The sequence below is a fragment of the Streptomyces sp. NPDC004111 genome, assembly GCF_042874215.1.
In the GTDB taxonomy this organism is placed as follows: Bacteria; Actinomycetota; Actinomycetes; order Streptomycetales; family Streptomycetaceae; genus Streptomyces.
The window spans coordinates 253,370-269,332 of the sequence record NZ_JBIAMU010000009.1; the positions used below are offsets into that span (position 1 = coordinate 253,370).

At 73.3% G+C, this 15,963-nt stretch carries 14 protein-coding genes; 5 read left to right on the top strand and 9 right to left on the bottom strand.

Translation table 11 applies throughout. The features are described 5' to 3' along the window. Window positions 1-26 precede the first annotated feature (26 nt). Window positions 27-851, bottom strand: a complete 825-nt coding sequence (gene ddaH / locus ACFYVL_RS19740; RefSeq protein WP_389246389.1) for a dimethylargininase — start codon at window positions 849-851, stop codon at window positions 27-29. Window positions 852-1,063: 212 nt separating this feature from the next. Here ddaH and ACFYVL_RS19745 point away from each other — a divergent pair, with 212 nt between their 5' ends. Next, complete coding sequence (locus ACFYVL_RS19745; protein ID WP_389246391.1) at window positions 1,064-1,678, top strand: TetR/AcrR family transcriptional regulator; 615 nt, start codon at window positions 1,064-1,066, stop codon at window positions 1,676-1,678. A 210-nt stretch (window positions 1,679-1,888) separates the two neighbouring features. Beyond that, window positions 1,889-2,644 carry a bifunctional DNA primase/polymerase gene (locus ACFYVL_RS19750; protein ID WP_389246393.1) on the top strand — a complete coding sequence of 252 codons (756 nt, stop codon included), beginning with the start codon at window positions 1,889-1,891 and terminating at the stop codon, window positions 2,642-2,644. 78 nt (window positions 2,645-2,722) lie between these two features. On the opposite strand, the gene ACFYVL_RS19755 is transcribed toward ACFYVL_RS19750, so the two are convergent. From ACFYVL_RS19755 to ACFYVL_RS19785, 7 genes are all read right to left on the bottom strand, one after another. After that, window positions 2,723-3,703 carry a hypothetical protein gene (locus ACFYVL_RS19755; protein WP_389246396.1) on the bottom strand — a complete coding sequence of 327 codons (981 nt, stop codon included), beginning with the start codon at window positions 3,701-3,703 and terminating at the stop codon, window positions 2,723-2,725. Beyond that, the gene (gene efeU / locus ACFYVL_RS19760; protein WP_389246398.1) at window positions 3,603-4,598 is read right to left on the bottom strand and encodes an iron uptake transporter permease EfeU; all 996 of its coding nucleotides are present in this window, start codon (window positions 4,596-4,598) and stop codon (window positions 3,603-3,605) included. Before efeU ends, ACFYVL_RS19755 begins: the two co-directional genes overlap by 101 nt. A 73-nt stretch (window positions 4,599-4,671) precedes the next feature. Further along, entirely contained in the window at window positions 4,672-5,997 is a 1,326-nt protein-coding gene (efeB, locus tag ACFYVL_RS19765; protein ID WP_389246582.1) for an iron uptake transporter deferrochelatase/peroxidase subunit, read from the bottom strand. Between the two features lie 97 nt (window positions 5,998-6,094). Next, window positions 6,095-7,252: an iron uptake system protein EfeO gene (gene efeO, locus ACFYVL_RS19770; RefSeq protein ID WP_389246400.1), complete on the bottom strand. Its 1,158-nt coding sequence runs from the start codon at window positions 7,250-7,252 to the stop codon at window positions 6,095-6,097. A gap of 189 nt (window positions 7,253-7,441) precedes the next feature. Next, on the bottom strand, window positions 7,442-8,335 hold the full coding sequence (locus ACFYVL_RS19775) for a heme ABC transporter ATP-binding protein (protein ID WP_389246402.1): 894 nt from the start codon (window positions 8,333-8,335) through the stop codon (window positions 7,442-7,444). Then, window positions 8,332-9,516 (bottom strand): FecCD family ABC transporter permease, encoded by a 1,185-nt coding sequence (locus ACFYVL_RS19780; protein ID WP_389246404.1) that lies wholly within the window; start codon window positions 9,514-9,516, stop codon window positions 8,332-8,334. Before ACFYVL_RS19780 ends, ACFYVL_RS19775 begins: the two co-directional genes overlap by 4 nt. Beyond that, the gene (locus tag ACFYVL_RS19785) at window positions 9,513-10,544 is read right to left on the bottom strand and encodes a hemin ABC transporter substrate-binding protein (protein ID WP_389246407.1); all 1,032 of its coding nucleotides are present in this window, start codon (window positions 10,542-10,544) and stop codon (window positions 9,513-9,515) included. Before ACFYVL_RS19785 ends, ACFYVL_RS19780 begins: the two co-directional genes overlap by 4 nt. A gap of 183 nt (window positions 10,545-10,727) precedes the next feature. Here ACFYVL_RS19785 and ACFYVL_RS19790 point away from each other — a divergent pair, with 183 nt between their 5' ends. The 3 genes from ACFYVL_RS19790 (at window position 10,728) to ACFYVL_RS19800 (ending at window position 15,121) form a co-directional block, all read left to right on the top strand. Further along, window positions 10,728-12,221: an HtaA domain-containing protein gene (locus ACFYVL_RS19790; protein ID WP_389246410.1), complete on the top strand. Its 1,494-nt coding sequence runs from the start codon at window positions 10,728-10,730 to the stop codon at window positions 12,219-12,221. Between the two features lie 136 nt (window positions 12,222-12,357). Further along, the gene (locus tag ACFYVL_RS19795; protein WP_389246412.1) at window positions 12,358-14,001 is read left to right on the top strand and encodes an HtaA domain-containing protein; all 1,644 of its coding nucleotides are present in this window, start codon (window positions 12,358-12,360) and stop codon (window positions 13,999-14,001) included. A 406-nt stretch (window positions 14,002-14,407) separates the two neighbouring features. Beyond that, window positions 14,408-15,121, top strand: a complete 714-nt coding sequence (locus ACFYVL_RS19800) for a PhzF family phenazine biosynthesis protein (RefSeq protein WP_389246414.1) — start codon at window positions 14,408-14,410, stop codon at window positions 15,119-15,121. 132 nt (window positions 15,122-15,253) lie between these two features. Here ACFYVL_RS19800 and ACFYVL_RS19805 read toward each other — a convergent pair whose 3' ends face one another. Further along, window positions 15,254-15,904, bottom strand: coding sequence for a heme oxygenase (biliverdin-producing) (locus tag ACFYVL_RS19805; RefSeq protein WP_389246416.1), 651 nt, complete (start codon window positions 15,902-15,904; stop codon window positions 15,254-15,256). Window positions 15,905-15,963 lie beyond the last annotated feature (59 nt).

Sequence of the window (15,963 nt, forward strand, 5' to 3'; positions counted from 1 at the left end):
GCCGGCTCCCCGCCCCCCGGCCGCTGTCAGCCGCGCAGCTCCTGCGTGCAGCACTTCACACTGCCGCCGCCCTTGAGCAGTTCGCCCAGGTCCATGCCGATCGGCTCGAATCCGCGTGCGCGCAGCGGCTCGTAGAGGCCGGTCGCCGCCTGCGGCAGCAGGACGTGGCGCCCGTCGCTGACCGCGTTGAGTCCCAGCGCCGCCGCGTCCGGCTCCTCGGCGATCAGCGCGTCGGGGAAGAGGCGGGCGAGGACGGCCCGGCTGCCCGGGGAGAAGGCACCCGGGTAGTACATGACCTCGTCGGTGCGGTCGTCGAGGACCGCGAGCGCCGTGTCGAGGTGGTAGTAGCGGGGGTCCACGAGGTCCAGGCCGATCACCGGGCGGCCGAAGAACTCCTGCGCCTCGTCGTGCGCGGCCGACGTCGAGCGGAAACCGCGCCCGGCCAGCACCCAGGAGGAGGTGACGGCGAAGTCGCCCTCGCCCTCGTTGACGTGCTCCGGCTCGTGGACGTCCCCGAAGCCGTGCGCCGCGAACCACTCGCGGTGCGCCTCGGCCTCCAGGGTCCGTTCCGCGTAGGCGAACCGGGCGCCCAGGACCCGGTGGTCGACGACGGTGGCGCCGTTGGCGGCGAAGACCATGTCGGGGAGGCCGGGCAGCGGTTCGAGGAGTTCGACGGTGTGGCCGAGGGAGAGATAGCGGTCGCGCAGGTCTTCCCACTGCGCGAGGGCGAGCGGCAGCTCGACCGGCTTGCTGGGGTCCATCCAGGGGTTGATGGAGTACGTGACCCTGAAGTGCTCCGGGGGGCACATCAGGTAGCGACGGGGCGCGGCGTCACGAATGGGTCGGCTCAATGAGGGCTCCTTCGAAGGAGGGGGCAGGAGTGGTCGGCCTGCCTGGTGCCCATGGTCGGGGCTCGCGGGGACTTCCGCTGTGCACCGAAAGGGTGGTTCACGGTACGTGAGGCGGGTGCGCGCGGGAGGGCCGGGCGGCCCGCGCGGGGGAGGCCCGCCGACCACCCCCAGTGAGCGAGACGGAACGTCTCGCGGGCTGGTAGATTGCCGGGATGGCAGACACCAGGACCCCCGACTCCACGCGGCGCAGCGAGCGCTCCCGGCGAGCGATCTACGACGCCGCGCTCGCCCTCGTCGTCGAGGCCGGCTACCCGAAGACCACCATCGAGGGCATCGCCGCCCGCGCCGGCGTCGGCAAGCAGACCATCTACCGCTGGTGGCCCTCCAAGGCGGCGGTCCTCCTGGAGGCCTTCGTCGACCTCGGCGAACAGGCCGCCGAGGCGGTCGGCGAGGTCGGGGCAGCCATCCCCGACACCGGCGACCTCGCCGCCGACCTCCGGCTCGTCGTGCGCGCGACCGTCGACGAACTCGTCGATCCCAAGTACGACCTGCCCACCCGCGCGCTCGCCGCCGAGGGCATCGTCGACGCCGAGCTGTGCGCCCAGTACGTCGAGAAGCTGCTGCGCCCCTCCCTCCAGCTGTACGCCGACCGCCTCGCGGCCTCCCGCGAACGCGGCGAACTCCGCGCCGACCTGGACCTGGACATCGCCGTGGAACTGTTCACCGGCCCGCTCTCGGGGCGCTGGCTGATGCGCACCGGCCCCCTCACCCACGCCTACGCCGACCGCCTCGTCGACTACGCCCTCCACGGCCTCGCCCCCCGCTGAACAGGCCCCCGCCCCGCCCCGCACCCGCCTCCGGTGCGGCGCATTCCTCCCTCGCGCCCCGTCCCGAGCGAGCTATCTCACCAACCCCGGATACGGACACCGGCCACCCGGGGCGCAGGATGGTGGGAGCATGGAGGGGTCCGCCGGGGGCCGACGTTGAGGGTGAGGAGCCAGATGGGCGCGGGGAGCAAATCGTCCGGAGCAGCCGACATGTCCGGACCGTTCGGGGCCAAGGGCCGGATCGCGCAGTGGCTGCGCCGCCGCGGCGGGGGCAAACCCGCACCGGACTCCGGGGTCGACCGCCTGGAGCTGCTGCGCGCCGCCGCCGCGGCCGGACTGCCCCTCGCCCCTGCCGCGCATCCCTCCGGCTACCGGTGTTCCTGCGAGCGCGTCGGCTGTCCCACGCCCGCCCGCCATCCGCTGTCCTTCGCCTGGCAGACCCAGTCGACCACCGACCGCGCCCAGATCGACCGCTGGGCGCACACCCAGCCGCAGGCCAACTTCATCACCGCGACCGGCATGGTCCACGACGTCCTCGACGTTCCGCTGGAGGCCGGTCGCGCCGCGTTGGAGCGCCTGCTGTCCGCCGGGATCGAGGTCGGCCCGGTGGCCGTCTTCGGCGAGGGCGGCAGCGGCGAGGACGCCCGGATGCTGTTCTTCACCGCGACCCGGGGCACCCCCGAGGACGAGGACGAGTGGTGGCCGTGCGAGCTGGACTGCCACCCCGAGACCATGGACGAGCACCCCGGCCTGCGCTGGCACTGCCGCGGCAGCTACGTCCTCGTACCGCCGGCCCGGCTCCCCGGTGACCTGGACGTGCACTGGGTGCGCGGCCTCGAACACCCGCTGCCCGACCCGCTGACCCTCCTCGAAACGCTCACCGACGCCTGCGCCCGGTACGCCGAGGGCGCGCAGAGCGACGCCGGCCACGACCCGCACGCGGTCGCCTGGCCGGTGGGCCGCTGACCCCCGCGCGCTCCACGGCGGCGACCGGGCCACGGACGAGGGGCCCCGGCGCGGGCACCGGGACTCGGGGCCGGTGTGTCAGGACCCCGACGCCGCGACCAGCCCCTGCACCCGGGACTCCAGCTCCACCGCCGGCCGCGCCGCGCCCTTCCTGGGGACCAGCGCCACCTGGCTCGACACCCGCTCCTTGGTCAGCGTCGACTTCGCGGTGCCGGTCATCAGGGCGGTGACGTCCGCGTTGAGGTCCAGCAGCGGCACCCCGCGCGCCGCGGTCTGCTTCTCGAAGTGGCGGGTGGCGAAGAAGACGAACGCACCGCCGTCCGCGGTGCTCAGCGCGACCGGGGCGAACGCACCGGTGTCCAGCTGCTGGTCGAGGTACTGCATGGAGCGGCCGATGCGCTGCGAGGCCCGTTGCCGCGAGGCCAGCCACAGCGTGGTGTCCGCGCCGGGTGCGAAGCGCACGGAGCCCGCCTTCCCCCTGTTCTGGAGGTACGCGGCGTAGGCCCGGCTCAGCTCCCGCGGAGCGGCGGCCAGGCCGGCCCCGTCGGCGGGCGCGGGCTTCGCCCAGCCGTCGGCGTCCACCGCGAACTTCGGCACCTCGCCCGGCGAGAGCGTCAGCAGGTGCGCGGCCTCCCAGAGCTGGTTCGCGCCGCCCCGGACGAAGACGATCAGCCAGCGGCTGTCGGCGCTGCCGCCCTCGGTGTCCCGGTTGCTGTCGGCGTCGGCGACGAACCAGCGCGGCCAGCCGGCCTTCTTCGGGATCAGGAACTTCGTGTCGGTGAGGGCCAGTTCACGGTGGCGCGGATTGCCGCCGGGGCTCTGCTTCTGCCGGGCCTTGAGCCCGCCCTGGTTGATGGCGCCGAGCGCGCCGGTGACCCGGCCCGCGCTGAGGGCCGGGTCGTACGCCTTGTCCGCCTTGTTGTAGGCGGCGGTGAAGTCCTGCAGCGCGCGGGCCGCCTCAGCCCTGGTCGCCGACGGGACGACCGCCGTCTCCCCGTGCACCGTCACGCACCCGCTCGCCGTCAGCGCCAGCGCCCCCGCCGTCGCGAGGGCCGCCATGCGCCGCTTGTGACGCGTCGCCGGACGCCGCCCGGTCCGCACTGTGCTCAGCCTGCCCATGGGTCGCCCTCTGTGTCACCGTCGCCGACGACCGGAACCCTACCGGGGCGAGGAAGAGCACCAGCATCGGGACCAGATACAGCGCCCACACCGTGACCTGGAGGACGGTCGGGTCGGGCTGGAAGTTGAAGACGCCCTTCAGGAGCGTCCCGTACCAGCTGTCCGGCGGGATCTGCTCGCTGATGTCGAAGGCCTTGTCGGACAGACCGCCCAGGAAGCGCGCCTCCTGGAGGTCGTGGACGCCGTACGCCAGCACACCGGCCGCGACGACCAGCAGCATGCCGCCGGTCCAGGTGAAGAACTTCGCCAGGTTGATCCGGACCGCACCCCGGTAGAACAGCCAGCCCAGCACGATCGCCGTCAGCAGGCCGAGGACCACTCCGATCAGCGGCGCGTGCGTGCCGTCGCCCGACGCCCGCACCGAGGCCCACACGAACAGCGCCGTCTCCAGCCCCTCGCGCCCCACCGCCAGGAACGCGGTCGCCACCAGCGCGCCCGTCCCCATCCGCAGCGCCGCGTCCAGCTTCCCGTGCAGCTCGGATTTCAGGTGCCGGGCGGTGCGCCGCATCCAGAACACCATCCAGGTCACCAGGCCCACCGCCAGGATCGACAGCGAACCGCCCAGCGCCTCCTGCGTCTCGAAGGTCAGCTCCTGCGAACCGAAGGTCAGTCCGGCACCGAAGCCGAGCGCGAGCAGCACGGCGACGCCGATGCCGATCCACACCGGCGCCAGCGCGTCCCGGCGGCCGGTCTTCACCAGATAGGCGATCAGGATGCAGACGACCAGGCTGGCTTCGAGGCCTTCACGCAGACCGGTCAGATAGTTGGCGAACACGTCGGTCCCCGCCCTTTCACGAGCATTCGAGGGTTACGAGGGTCTGGAGAGCTTGGGAGCGGAGCGGGCCGGGTCACGAGAACAGCGCCCGGCCCCACCAGTCGCCCTTGTCCCGGACGCCGGGCGGTACGGCGAAGTGCGCCGAACCCACGTGCTGGATGTACTCGTTGAGCGCGTCGGAGCGCGCCAGGCTGCGCTGCACCGGGATGAACGCGTCCCGCGCGTCGCGCTGGTACGCCAGGAAGAACAGCCCGGCGTCCAGCCGGCCGAGCCCGTCCGTGCCGTCGGTGAACGAGTAGCCGCGCCGCAGCATCCGCGCCCCGGCGTTGCTGTCGGGGTGTGCGAGCCGTACGTGCGAGGTGGGCAGCAGGGCCTGCAGCCGGGGCTCGTCGTGCTCCTTGGACCTGCCGACCGCCGCGCCCTCGCCCTTGTCGCGGCCGAAGATGTCCTCCTGCTCAGACAGCGGGGTGCGGTCCCAGGTCTCGATGTTCATCCGGATGCGGCGGGCCACCAGGTAGGAGCCGCCGGCCATCCACGCCGCCCCGTCCTTCGCGGACGCCCACACATGCTTGTCGAGGGCGGCGGAGTCGGCGCCCGCGATGTTGCGGGTGCCGTCCTTGAAACCGAAGAGGTTGCGGGGCGTCTGCGCGTCGGGAGTGGTCGAGGAGGTCTTGCCGAAGCCGAGCTGCGACCAGCGCACCGCGACCTTGCCGAAGCCGATCCTGGCCAGGTTGCGGACGGCGTGCACCGCCACCTGCGGGTCGTCCGCGCACGCCTGGACGCACAGGTCGCCGCCGCTGCGCGCCCTGTCGAGGTTGTCGCCGGGGAACTTCGGCAGGTCGACCAGCGCCGCCGGACGCCGCCCGGCCAGCTGGAAGCGGCCGTCGAACAGGGAGGGGCCGAAACCGATCGTCAGGGTGAGCCGGGACGGCTTGAGCCCGAGCGCCTCGCCCGTGTCGTCCGGCGGGGCCTCCGGCAGCCCGCCGAACGCGCCCTCGCCGACCGCGTGCCCGGCCGTCATCCGGGCGGCGGCCGCCGTCCAGTCCTTCAGCAACTGGACGAGTTCCGCCCGGTCCTTGGTCGTCACGTCGAACGCGGCGAAGTGCAGCCGGTCGGGGACCGCGGTGGCGATGCCCGCCTGGTGCGGCCCGTGGAAGGGGACGGCGGCCCCGTCGGAGGCGGCGGGCGCGGCCGGTTCCGGCTCCCGGTCACGGTTCAGGGCGAGGGCCGCGCCGCCCGCCGCCGCGGCCCCGAGCGCGAGCCCTGCACCGCCCCAGCCGACCACCGAACGGCGGGACGGGCCGGGGGAGCCGCCGCCACCGGCACCGGGGCGCGGGCCGGCTTCCGCACCGGCGGGGGTGCCCGTACCGCTACCGGCATCCGTACCGGTACCGGCCACGGCCCCGGTGTTCCTGCTCAGGTCCTCGCCGGTTTCCGACGGGGGACCGGCTTGTGCTGCTGACACGGGTCCGCCTCCTTCCACGTGACCTGTGCGCCTACTTGGTGACCGCGGCGGCGAGCTTCGACAGCGGCTCGGCCAGCGCGTTCACCCCGTCGGAGAGCGTCTTGCGGTCGGCCTTGCCGACCTTGTCGTAACTGACGAAGTCGTACGAGGAGGTGTTCGGGCGGTGCTTGTCGAGCAGCTTGTCCAGCGCCGCGAACTGCTTGTCCAGCTCGGCGGTGAGCTTCGGGTCGCTCTTCGAGGCGACCGGCTTCAGCAGGGTGTACGCCTTCTCCGCGCCCTCGACGTTCGCCTTGAAGTCCACGAGGTCGGTGTGGCTGTAGCGCTCCTCCTCGCCGGTGACCTTGCCGGTGGCCACCTCGTCGAGGAGCTCCTTGGCGCCGTTGGCCATCGAGGACGGGGTGATCTCGGCCGTGCCGACCTTCTTCACCCACACGCCCAGGTCCTTGATCAGGGTGTCCGCGAGCTTCTTCTCCGCGTCCCCGATCTTCTTGTCCTGCCACAGCGCCTTCTCCAGGCGGTGCCAGCCGGTCCACGGCTTGCCGGTCTCCTCCACGCCGTCCTCGCGCAGGTCGACCATCGGGTCGATGTCGCCGAACGACTCGGCGACCGGCTCGGTGCGCTCCCAGCCGATCCGCGAGGGCGCGTACGCCTTCTTCGCGGCCTCCAGGTCGCCCGCCTTCACCGCGTCCGCGAAGACCTGCGCCTTGGGCAGCGTCTCCTCAGCCTGCTCGCGCACGTAGGTGCGGTACGCGGCGACCGCGGCGTCCTTCTCCGGGTTGCGGGCGGCCTGCTGGGCGCCGCCGGTGGCGACCACCTTCTGCCGGATGCCGTCGCCCTTCATGCCGGGCTTGCAGGTGATCTCGTACGCCCCGGCCTTGACCTCGGCGGTGAGGTCGGCCTTGGTGCCCGGACCGATGTTCTCGCGCTCGGTGAGGATGCGGCCGTCGGGGAAGAGCACGTACACCTCGGTGACCTTGGTGCCCTTGTTCTCCACGGCCAGCTCGACCTTGCCCGCGGGGAAGGCCTTCTTCGACACCGCGCAGGAGTCGTCCTTGGCCACGACCTGGATCGCACCGCTGTCGCTGCCGTCGTTCTTCATGGCCTTGCTCTTCTGGGCGCAGCCGGTCATGGCCGTGAGCACGGTCGCGGCGGCGACGACGGTGAGGACGGGAAGACGGAGGGGACGCATAAGGGAACTCCACGCGGGGTGAAAGGTCTACGAGGCCCACAGGTCTACTGAGGCTTACCTAAGTTAAGCGCCCCTTACTCCGGACATAGCCCCCCGTGCAGTGATTCAGATCTCACCTTGGGCCCAGGAGTACGAGCCGGTCACAGGAGCCCCATGGGTGCCTCGGAGTCCGGCAAAGGCCGGGTCAAATCACGCCTCGGCGCAGGACCCGGCCGCGGCCCGCGGCTCCTTCCCCGCCGGGTGCGGATCCCGCCGCGGAAGCACCAGCGGGGCCCCGGTGCGCGGGTGCGGCAGCACCTCGACCGGCTGCCGGTACACCCGGCTCAGCAGCTCGCCCGCGAACACCTCGGCGGGCGGCCCGCACGCCGCGATCCGTCCGTCGTGCAGCACGGCCGCCCGGTCCGCGTACGCCGCGGCGAGCCCCAGATCGTGCAGCACGACCACCACCGCGTCCCCGGCCGCCGCCCGCTCGCGGCAGATCCGCAGCACCAGTTCCTGGTGGCGCAGGTCGAGCGCCGCGGTCGGCTCGTCCAGCAGGAGCACCGGGGCGCGCTGCGCCAGCACCCTGGCCAGGGCGACCCGGGCCCGCTCGCCGCCGGACAGCGCGGAGAAGGGGCGCGGCCCGAACCCGGTGACCTCCGTCGCCGCCATCGCCTCCGCGACCGCCGCGTCGTCCTCGTCCTCGCGTTCCGTGCCCGCCCAGGGCGCGCGCCCCATCCGTACGACGTCCTCGACCGGGAACGGGAAGGACAGCGCCGCCGACTGCGGCAGCACGGACCGGCGCAGCGCCAGCTCCGGCGCGCTCCAGCCGCCGACCGCCCGGCCGGCGATGCGTACCTCTCCCGCGGTGGCGGGCAGGTCGGCGGCGAAGGCGGCCAGCAGGGTCGACTTCCCGGCCCCGTTGGGCCCGACCAGTGCCAGCACCTCGCCCGCGTGCGCGCTCAGGTCGATGCCGCGCAGCACCTCGCGCTGCCCGAGCCGGACGTGCAGAGCGGCCGCCTCGACGGCGGCCCGGCCGCGTTCGAGCGGGGACGGCAGCTCGCGGCGGCGGCCCGCCGAGGAGAAGAGAGACGCGAATTTCATGCCCAACCACCCTGCTTGCGACGGGTCCGGCGCAGCAGCCAGAAGAAGAAAGGACTGCCGAACAGCGCGGTCAGCACACCCAGCGGCAGCTCCGCCGGGTTCGCCACCGTCCGGGCGGCGAGGTCGCCGGCGAGCAGCACGAGTGCGCCGCCCAGCGCGCTGCCGGGCACCAGGAAGCGGTGCCCGGGGCCGTTCGCCATCCGCAGCAGATGCGGGACGAGCAGCCCGACGAAGGTGATGATGCCCGCCACCGCGACCGCCGCCGCCGTCAGCAGCGCCACCACCAGTACGAGCACCATGCGCAGCTTCTCCACGTCCACGCCCAGGTGCCTGGCCGGGCGCTCGCCGAGCGCGAGCAGGTCCAACTTGCGGGCGTGGAAGGGGGCGACGAGCAGGCCGAGCAGGGCGCACGGCAGCACCGCGAGCACCTTGGGCCAGGTGGCCTGGGCGAGCGAGCCGAGCTGCCAGAAGGTGATCTGGGTGATCTGCGCGTTGTCCGCGAAGAAGATGAACAGGCCGATCAGCGCGCCCGCGAAGGCGTTCACCGCGATGCCGGTGAGGATCAGCGTCACGACCTCGCTGCGCCCGCCCGACCGGGAGAGCACGTACACCACCAGCACGGTGAGCAGACCGGCCACGAACGCGCAGAACGTCACCGTCCAGTTGCCGAGGAAGCTCAGCCCGAGCGCGATCGAGGCGACCGCGCCGACCGCCGCACCGGCCGAGATGCCGATGACCCCGGGCTCGGCCAGCGGATTGCCGAACACGCCCTGCATCAGGGCGCCCGCACAGCCCAGCGAGGCACCGACGAGCAGCGCGAGAACCACCCGGGGCAGCCGGATGTTCCACAGCACGCTCTCGCCGACCCGGTCCAGCGGAGCACCGCCGAGCCCCAGCCGGTGCTGTACGGAGCCCAGGACGTCACCGGGGGAGATGTGGTAGGTGCCGAGCCCCGCGGACACCAGGGCGAGGGCGAGCAGCGCGACGGACAGCCCGACGGTGAGGGTGAAGGCCCTACCGCGCGGCTTCGACGGCACGGGATCGCCGGCCGCGGTGGCGCCGCGCGCCGGAGCCGGGGACGCGTCCGGGGCGCAACCGTGCTCCGCCGGGGAGCGGTCCGGCGGGCCGGGCCGGTCTGCCGTCGGGGCTTGGGGGACGGTGGTCGTGGGGTCGCCGGTCATTCGTTCCCGCCGTAGAGCTGGTCGACCAGGGACGTGAGGACCTGGTCGGTACGGGGGCCGTAGTTCAGCAGGACGCCGTCGTCGACGGAGACGATCCGGCGGTCGAGCCCGGCCGGGGTCTCGGCGACGCCGGGGACCTTGAGCAGGCCGTCCACGCCGTTCACCGATTCGAGTCCCTTGCGCATCACCAGGATCGCGTCGGGCGCCGCCTTCACCAGCGCCTCGCTGGTGATCGCGGTGAAGTCCTTGTCCAGCCCGGAGTCCTTGCCCGCGTCGACCGCGCCGGCCGCCTCCAGCAGCGAACTCGCCCCGGAGTCGCGCCCGCCGAGCAGGTAGACCGACGCCGAACCGCGCAGGTAGAGGAACGTCACCCGGGGCTTCCTGCCGTCCTTCGGCCGCGGAATGTCCTTCTGCACGGCGGCGATCCGCTCCCGGGTGCGCTTCTTCAGCTCCTCCCCGGCCGGCCGCACGCCGAGCGCGGCGGCCACGGCGTCGATGCGCCGGTCCACGTCGGCGAGTTCCTTCGCGGGCTTCACCACGACCAGCGGGACGCCCGCGTCGCGGATCTGCTGGACGGCCTCGGCGGGGCCCGTCGTGGTGTCCGCGAGGACCACGGTGGGCCGCAGCGACAGCACGCTCTCCGCCGACACGTCGTGCGCACGTGTCACCACCGGGAGGGCCGCGGCCTGTTCGAAGGTGGCGGTGATGTCGCGGGCGACCACCTGCCGGCCGAGCCCGAGGGTGAAGACGATCTCGTTCAGGCTCCCCGTCAGCGGCACGATCCGGTCGGTGGAGGCGACCTTCACCCGCTTCCCGTCGGCGGACGCCACGGTGACCGGGAGCTGCGCCTTCGGCGCGGCGGACAGCGGCTCGACCCGGTCGGGGGCGGTCCGCGCCTTCGTCTCCACGGTGGGCGGAGCCGTCGTCGTACCGCCGCCGCAGCCGGTGGCGACGACGGCCAGGGCGAGCGCGGAGAGCAGCGCGGCTGCCGGGCGTGAGGGGCGCCGGGACGCGGCGGGCGTTCGCACGGGGTGCACCGTCCTGTTCTGTTGCTTCCGGTCCGAGGGGGCCGAAGTGATCGATGGGGCAGGGGAGTCGGCTCCCGGCCGGCGGGGGCCGGACACCGGTGAACGGTTCACGGGGGTTCCGGACCAGGTCGGGATTAGCTTAGGTTAGCCTTACCTCACTCGCCAGACCTCGGAGGGTCCCCCATGTTGTCGTCCAGACCGGCCCGCGCGTTCGCCCTCGCGCTCGTCGCGGCCGTGCTGGGAGCACTGCTCCCGGCCGCCGCAGCCAGTGCGGCAGCGCGCACCGTCCAGGGCGGCAGGCTCGACTGGGGGATCAAGTCCTCCTTCCAGAGCTACGTCACCGGGCCGATAGCCAAGGGGAACTTCTCCCTCCTCGGCGGTGCCGCGACCGTCGGCGGAAGCCAGTTCCGCTTCCACTCGGCGAGCGGTTCCTACGACCCGGACAGCGGGGCCCTGACCGCCGGCTTCCAGGGCAAGGTCCGCTTCACCGGCCACCGGAAGGCGGACGGCAGCCACGAACTCGACCTCACCATCGGCCGCCCCACCGTCCGGATCTCCGGCGGCAGCGGCACCCTGTTCGCGGACGTCAGCAGCCGGAGCAGGGCCACCGGCAAGGTGACCGGCGGCGCCCAGATCCCGCTCGCCTCGCTCGCCGTCGGCGGCATCAACATGAAGGGCGGCAGCAGCCCCGTCGCCCTCCGCGACATCCCCGCCACGCTCACCGCGCAGGGCGCCACCGCCTTCGCCGGCTACTACACCGCGGGCACGCCCCTCGACCCGGTCAGCCTGTCGGCGGACGTGGCGGCGGGCGCGAAGACCCCCGGAAGCGGCCCGTCCACCGACCCCGGAAGGAAGCCCGAGGACCCGAAGGACAAGGCCGGGGAGAAGAAGGCCGGGGAGAAGGCGAAGGCCGAGGACGGCCGCCGGGCCCCCGGCACCTTCACCGACGCCGCCGTCGACTGGGGCGTGCGCCGCACCTTCCGCGAGTACGTCACCGGGCCCATCTCCAAGGGCCGGTGGGAACTGACCGCGGGCGCGCAGGACGGTGGCGCACTGTTCCGCTTCCCGCAGGGCAGGGGGACGTACGACAGCGGAGGGCAGACCCTCGACGCGTCCTTCGCGGGCAGCGTCCGCTTCTCGGGCGCCCACCTCGACCTGACCCTCTCCAAGGTCGGTGTGAAGGTCGCCGACGGCAAGGGCACCCTCGTCGCCGACGTGGCGGGCAAGGACGCCCGGACGGACAGGCCCACCAGCTCGGCCGGTGTACCGCTGGTCACCTTCGAGGCGAAGTCCCTCACCGCCAAGGACGGCCTGGCCGTACTCACCGAGGCACCCGCCACACTGACCGAGCAGGGCGCACGGGCCTTCGGCTCGATGTACCGGGCGGGCACCGAGATGGACCCGGTGTCCCTCGCCGTCACCGTCGACGACAGGGCGAAACTCCCCGCGCTGCCGGACCTCGGCAGCGACACCGGGACCCCGGCGGCCGGCGCGGACCAGCCGAAGAAGGCCGCCGCGACACCGCGGACCGCGAACACCGCGGCCGCCACCTCTTCTTCGGACACCGGGCTGTACGTCGCCGTGGGCGCGGGCGTCCTGGTGGTCGGAGGAGCCGCGTTCCTGCTGCTCCGCAGGCGGGGCGCGCGGGGTGCGGAGAGCACCGAAGGCGCCGGCTGACGCCACTCTCCCGCGCGGGGCCCCACCCTCCCCGGGGGCCCCGCCGCACCCACCCTTCCTTCTTCTCTCCTTTTCCTCTCCCTTCCCCCTCTCCACCCCTTTCCCCACCCCCGCACGTCCTAGGAGACCCCTGACCATGGCAGCCACCCGCCGCCCCATAGCCCTCGCCGCGGCCGTAGCCACGGCCGCCGCCGTGGGCGCCACCGTCCTGACCCTGCCGGCCTCGGCCGCCCCCGCCGCCCCCGGCGCTCCTCAACTGGAGCTGAAGGACGGCACGCTGGACTGGGGCTTCAAGGAGTCCTTCCGCAAGTACCTCGCATCGCCGTTCTCCGGCGGCAGGATCACGGTCGCGGAGGGTGCCCGGCAGGCGGCCGGCAACGGTGTGTTCACCTTCGTCGACGGCGTCGGCACGTACGACACGACGACGCACGGCACGCAGACCGCGTTCAAGGGCAGCGTGCACTTCACCGCGCACGACGGGGTCCTCGACATCACCATGTCGGACCTGAAGATCTCCACGGCCGGCAGGACCGGTGCGATCACCGCCGACATCAGGTCGAAGCCGCAGGGCGGCACGGAGTTCGTCACGCAGAACGACGTGCGGCTCGCTGCGCTCGACCTGTCCGCCGTGAAGCCCGGCCAGGGCGCGGGCGGCGCGATGGTCTTCAAGGACATCCCGGCCACGCTGACCAAGGAGGGCTCGACGGCCTTCAACGGCCAGTACAAGGAGGGCGACAAGCTCGACGCGGCGACCCTGTCGGTGAAGGCGGCGGGCGGCGGCGAGCCGACGAAGCCGCCGACGACGAAGCCGCCGGTGGACCCGACGAAGCCGCCCGTCGACCCGACGAAGCCGCCGGCCACCAAGCCCCCGGTCGAACCGACCACGCCCGCTCCCACGACCCCCGCCCCGACCACTCCGGCACCGACCGCCCCGGTCACCCCGCCGGTCGGCGCCGACCGGGGCGCGATCGTCGACGGCAACCTCGACTGGGGTGTCCTGGAACGCTTCCGCAAGTACGTCACGGGCCCGATCGCGCACGGCAGGATCGAACTGTCCGGCGGCGCGGTGAAGTCGGGCGACGGCTTCCGCTTCCCGAAGGGCAAGGGCTCCTTCGACGCGGAGAAGCAGAACCTCTCGGCGTCCTTCGACGGCAAGGTCCGCTTCCTGGGGCACGAGGAGAACGGGGCGTTCACCCTCGACCTCAACCTCTCCGCCCTCAAGGTCGAGGTGAAGAACGGCAAGGGCACCCTGACCGCCGACGTCTCCACGAAGGACCGCACGACGAAGAAGGTCGAGACGTACAGGGCGCTGGACATCGCGTCGCTGACGCCCTCGGGCGAACTGGCCGTCGTGGACGGCGTGGTGAAGCTGTCGGGCGTGCCCGCCAAGCTGACGGCGGGCGGCGTGAAGGCCTTCGGCGGCATGTACGAGCCGGGCCAGGCGCTGGACGCCCTGACGGTGGCGGTCTCGGTGGACAAGAACGCGCAGCTGCCGGAGGGCGGCGCGGTGGGTGGTGGATCGGCGGGCGGCTCGGCGGGCGGCTCCACGGCCGGTGGGACGGACGCGGGCTCGACGACGGGCGGTACGTCGGTGGGCGGCGGGACGGTCGGCGGTGCCGGTGACGGTACGTCGGTGGGTGGCCCGGTCGGCGGCAACCTCGCCGCGACGGGCTCGTCGACGCCGTCGGGTGCGCTGATGGGCGCGGCGGGGGCGCTGGCGCTGGCGGGCGGCGCGGTTGTCTTCGCGGCGAAGCGGCGCCGCACGGCGAACGGGGCGTAAGGGCGGGAGGGTGGCGGGGGCGGGCGGGGTCCGCTGCGCGGGGCCTTCCCCCACCCCGCCCCTTCCCGAAACCGGTGCTCCGCCCCGGACCCCAGGTGGCGGGCCCTCCCGAGCCGGGTGCCCATCCGCGGCTTGTACGTGCCCGCTCGCGCAGTTCCCCGCGCCCCTTCAGGGGCGCGGGGAACTGCGCGAGCAACCAACTACGCACACGCAGTCCAAACACAGCCCCGCGGCCAGCGGTTTAGGGAAGGGGCGGGGAGGGGCATCGCCCGCCGCAGGCGCAAGCCCGGCCAGGCCTGCGCCACGCGGCGGCAGCCGCAGATCCGGCGCAGCGGGCCGGGGCAACCGCCCGCCGCAGGCGCGAGTTCCGGGCAGCAGGAAGCGCTCTCACCCACCCCGTGCTTCAATGCCGCCCGTGAACGACCTCGACATCCTCCAAGTCTTCTGCGCCCCCAACGGCACCCACGGCAACACCCTCGCCGTCGTCCGGGACGCCCCCCGTACGCACCCCGACCCGGCCGGCCGTCAGGCCCTCGCCCGGGAACTCGGTTACAGCGAGACGGTGTTCGTCGACGACCCCGAGCGCGGCGTCCTCGACATCTACACCCCCACCACCCGTCTCCCGTTCGCCGGGTACCCCCTCGTCGGTGCCGCCTGGCTCCTCGACATCGAGGTGATGGAGCTGCCCGTGGGCGACGTCTTCGCCCGCCAGGACGGCGAGTTCACCTGGATCACGGCCCGCGCCGACTGGGCACCCCCGCGCACCCTCCAGCGCTTCGCGAGCCCGGCCGAGGTCGACGCGCTGCCCGCGCCGCCGCCCGGCGAGGGCTGGCTCTACGCGTGGGCCTGGGAGGACGAGGCGGCGGGCCGCGTCCGCGCCCGCGGTTTCCCGCGCCGCGACGACGGCATCGCCGAGGACGAGGCGACCGGCGCCGCCGCGCTCCTGCTCACCGCCGAGCTGGGCCGCGCCCTCAACATCACCCAGGGCCGCGGCTCCCAGCTCCTCACCGCCCCGGGACCGGACGGCCTCATCGAACTCGGCGGCCGGGTCCACTTCACCGCCCACGAGCCCGCCCGCACAGCGCGAGGGGCCCACACCGCCCCGGTGTGGACCCCGTAGAACCGGCCGTGCGCAAAGCCACGGCCCGGCCCCGTAGAACCCTCCGTCAGTACAAGGTCGCCGCACAGCGGGGCAGCTCCGCCCCGCCCCGCCCGGCCCACGTACCGTCAAAGGCCCCGTACCCGCCCCGTACTACGCACTGAGCGGGAACTCCCCGCCCAGCTCCCGGAACACCGCCCCGTTGAAGTCGAACGCCCGCTTGCACTCCTCGACGATGCGCTTCTTCTCCAGCTCGTCCGCCGCGATGTTGTCCAGCAGCTCCCGGTAGTCCCGCTTGAAGGCGGCCGGGTTGGAGACCTGCTCGAAGACGTAGAAGCGGACGCCGTCGCCCTTGCGCGCGAAGCCCCAGGTCTTCTCCGCCTTGTCGCGGATGATCTGGCCGCCGGAGAGGTCGCCCAGGTAACGGGTGTAGTGGTGGGCCACGTACCCGCCGGGCCAGGTCGCCGCGCACTCGGCGACGCGTGCCGCGTACGCCCGGGTGGCGGGCAGCGGCTCCAGGCCGTCCTGCCAGTTCTCGCCCCGCAGGTGCGCCAGGTCGCGCTCCAGCTCGGGGGTGCGCATCAGCTCGGGCTGTATGAACGGGCCCGCGACCGGGTCCTCGCGCAGCGAGTCCGCGGCCTCCTCCAGCGCCCGGTAGACGAACCACAGCTGCTCGGTGTAGCGCGTGTACGCGTCCACGCCGAGCCGGCCGCCGAGGAGGTCGCTCATGAACGTCGAGGTCTCCGCCTCCGTGTGCTGCTCGTGCGAAGCGACACGGATCAGGGTGGAGAAGTTGGTGTCCAAAGCGGACCTCCGGGGACGAAAGGGGCCGGGAAAGAGAGCGGTGGTGACAGCGCTGACAC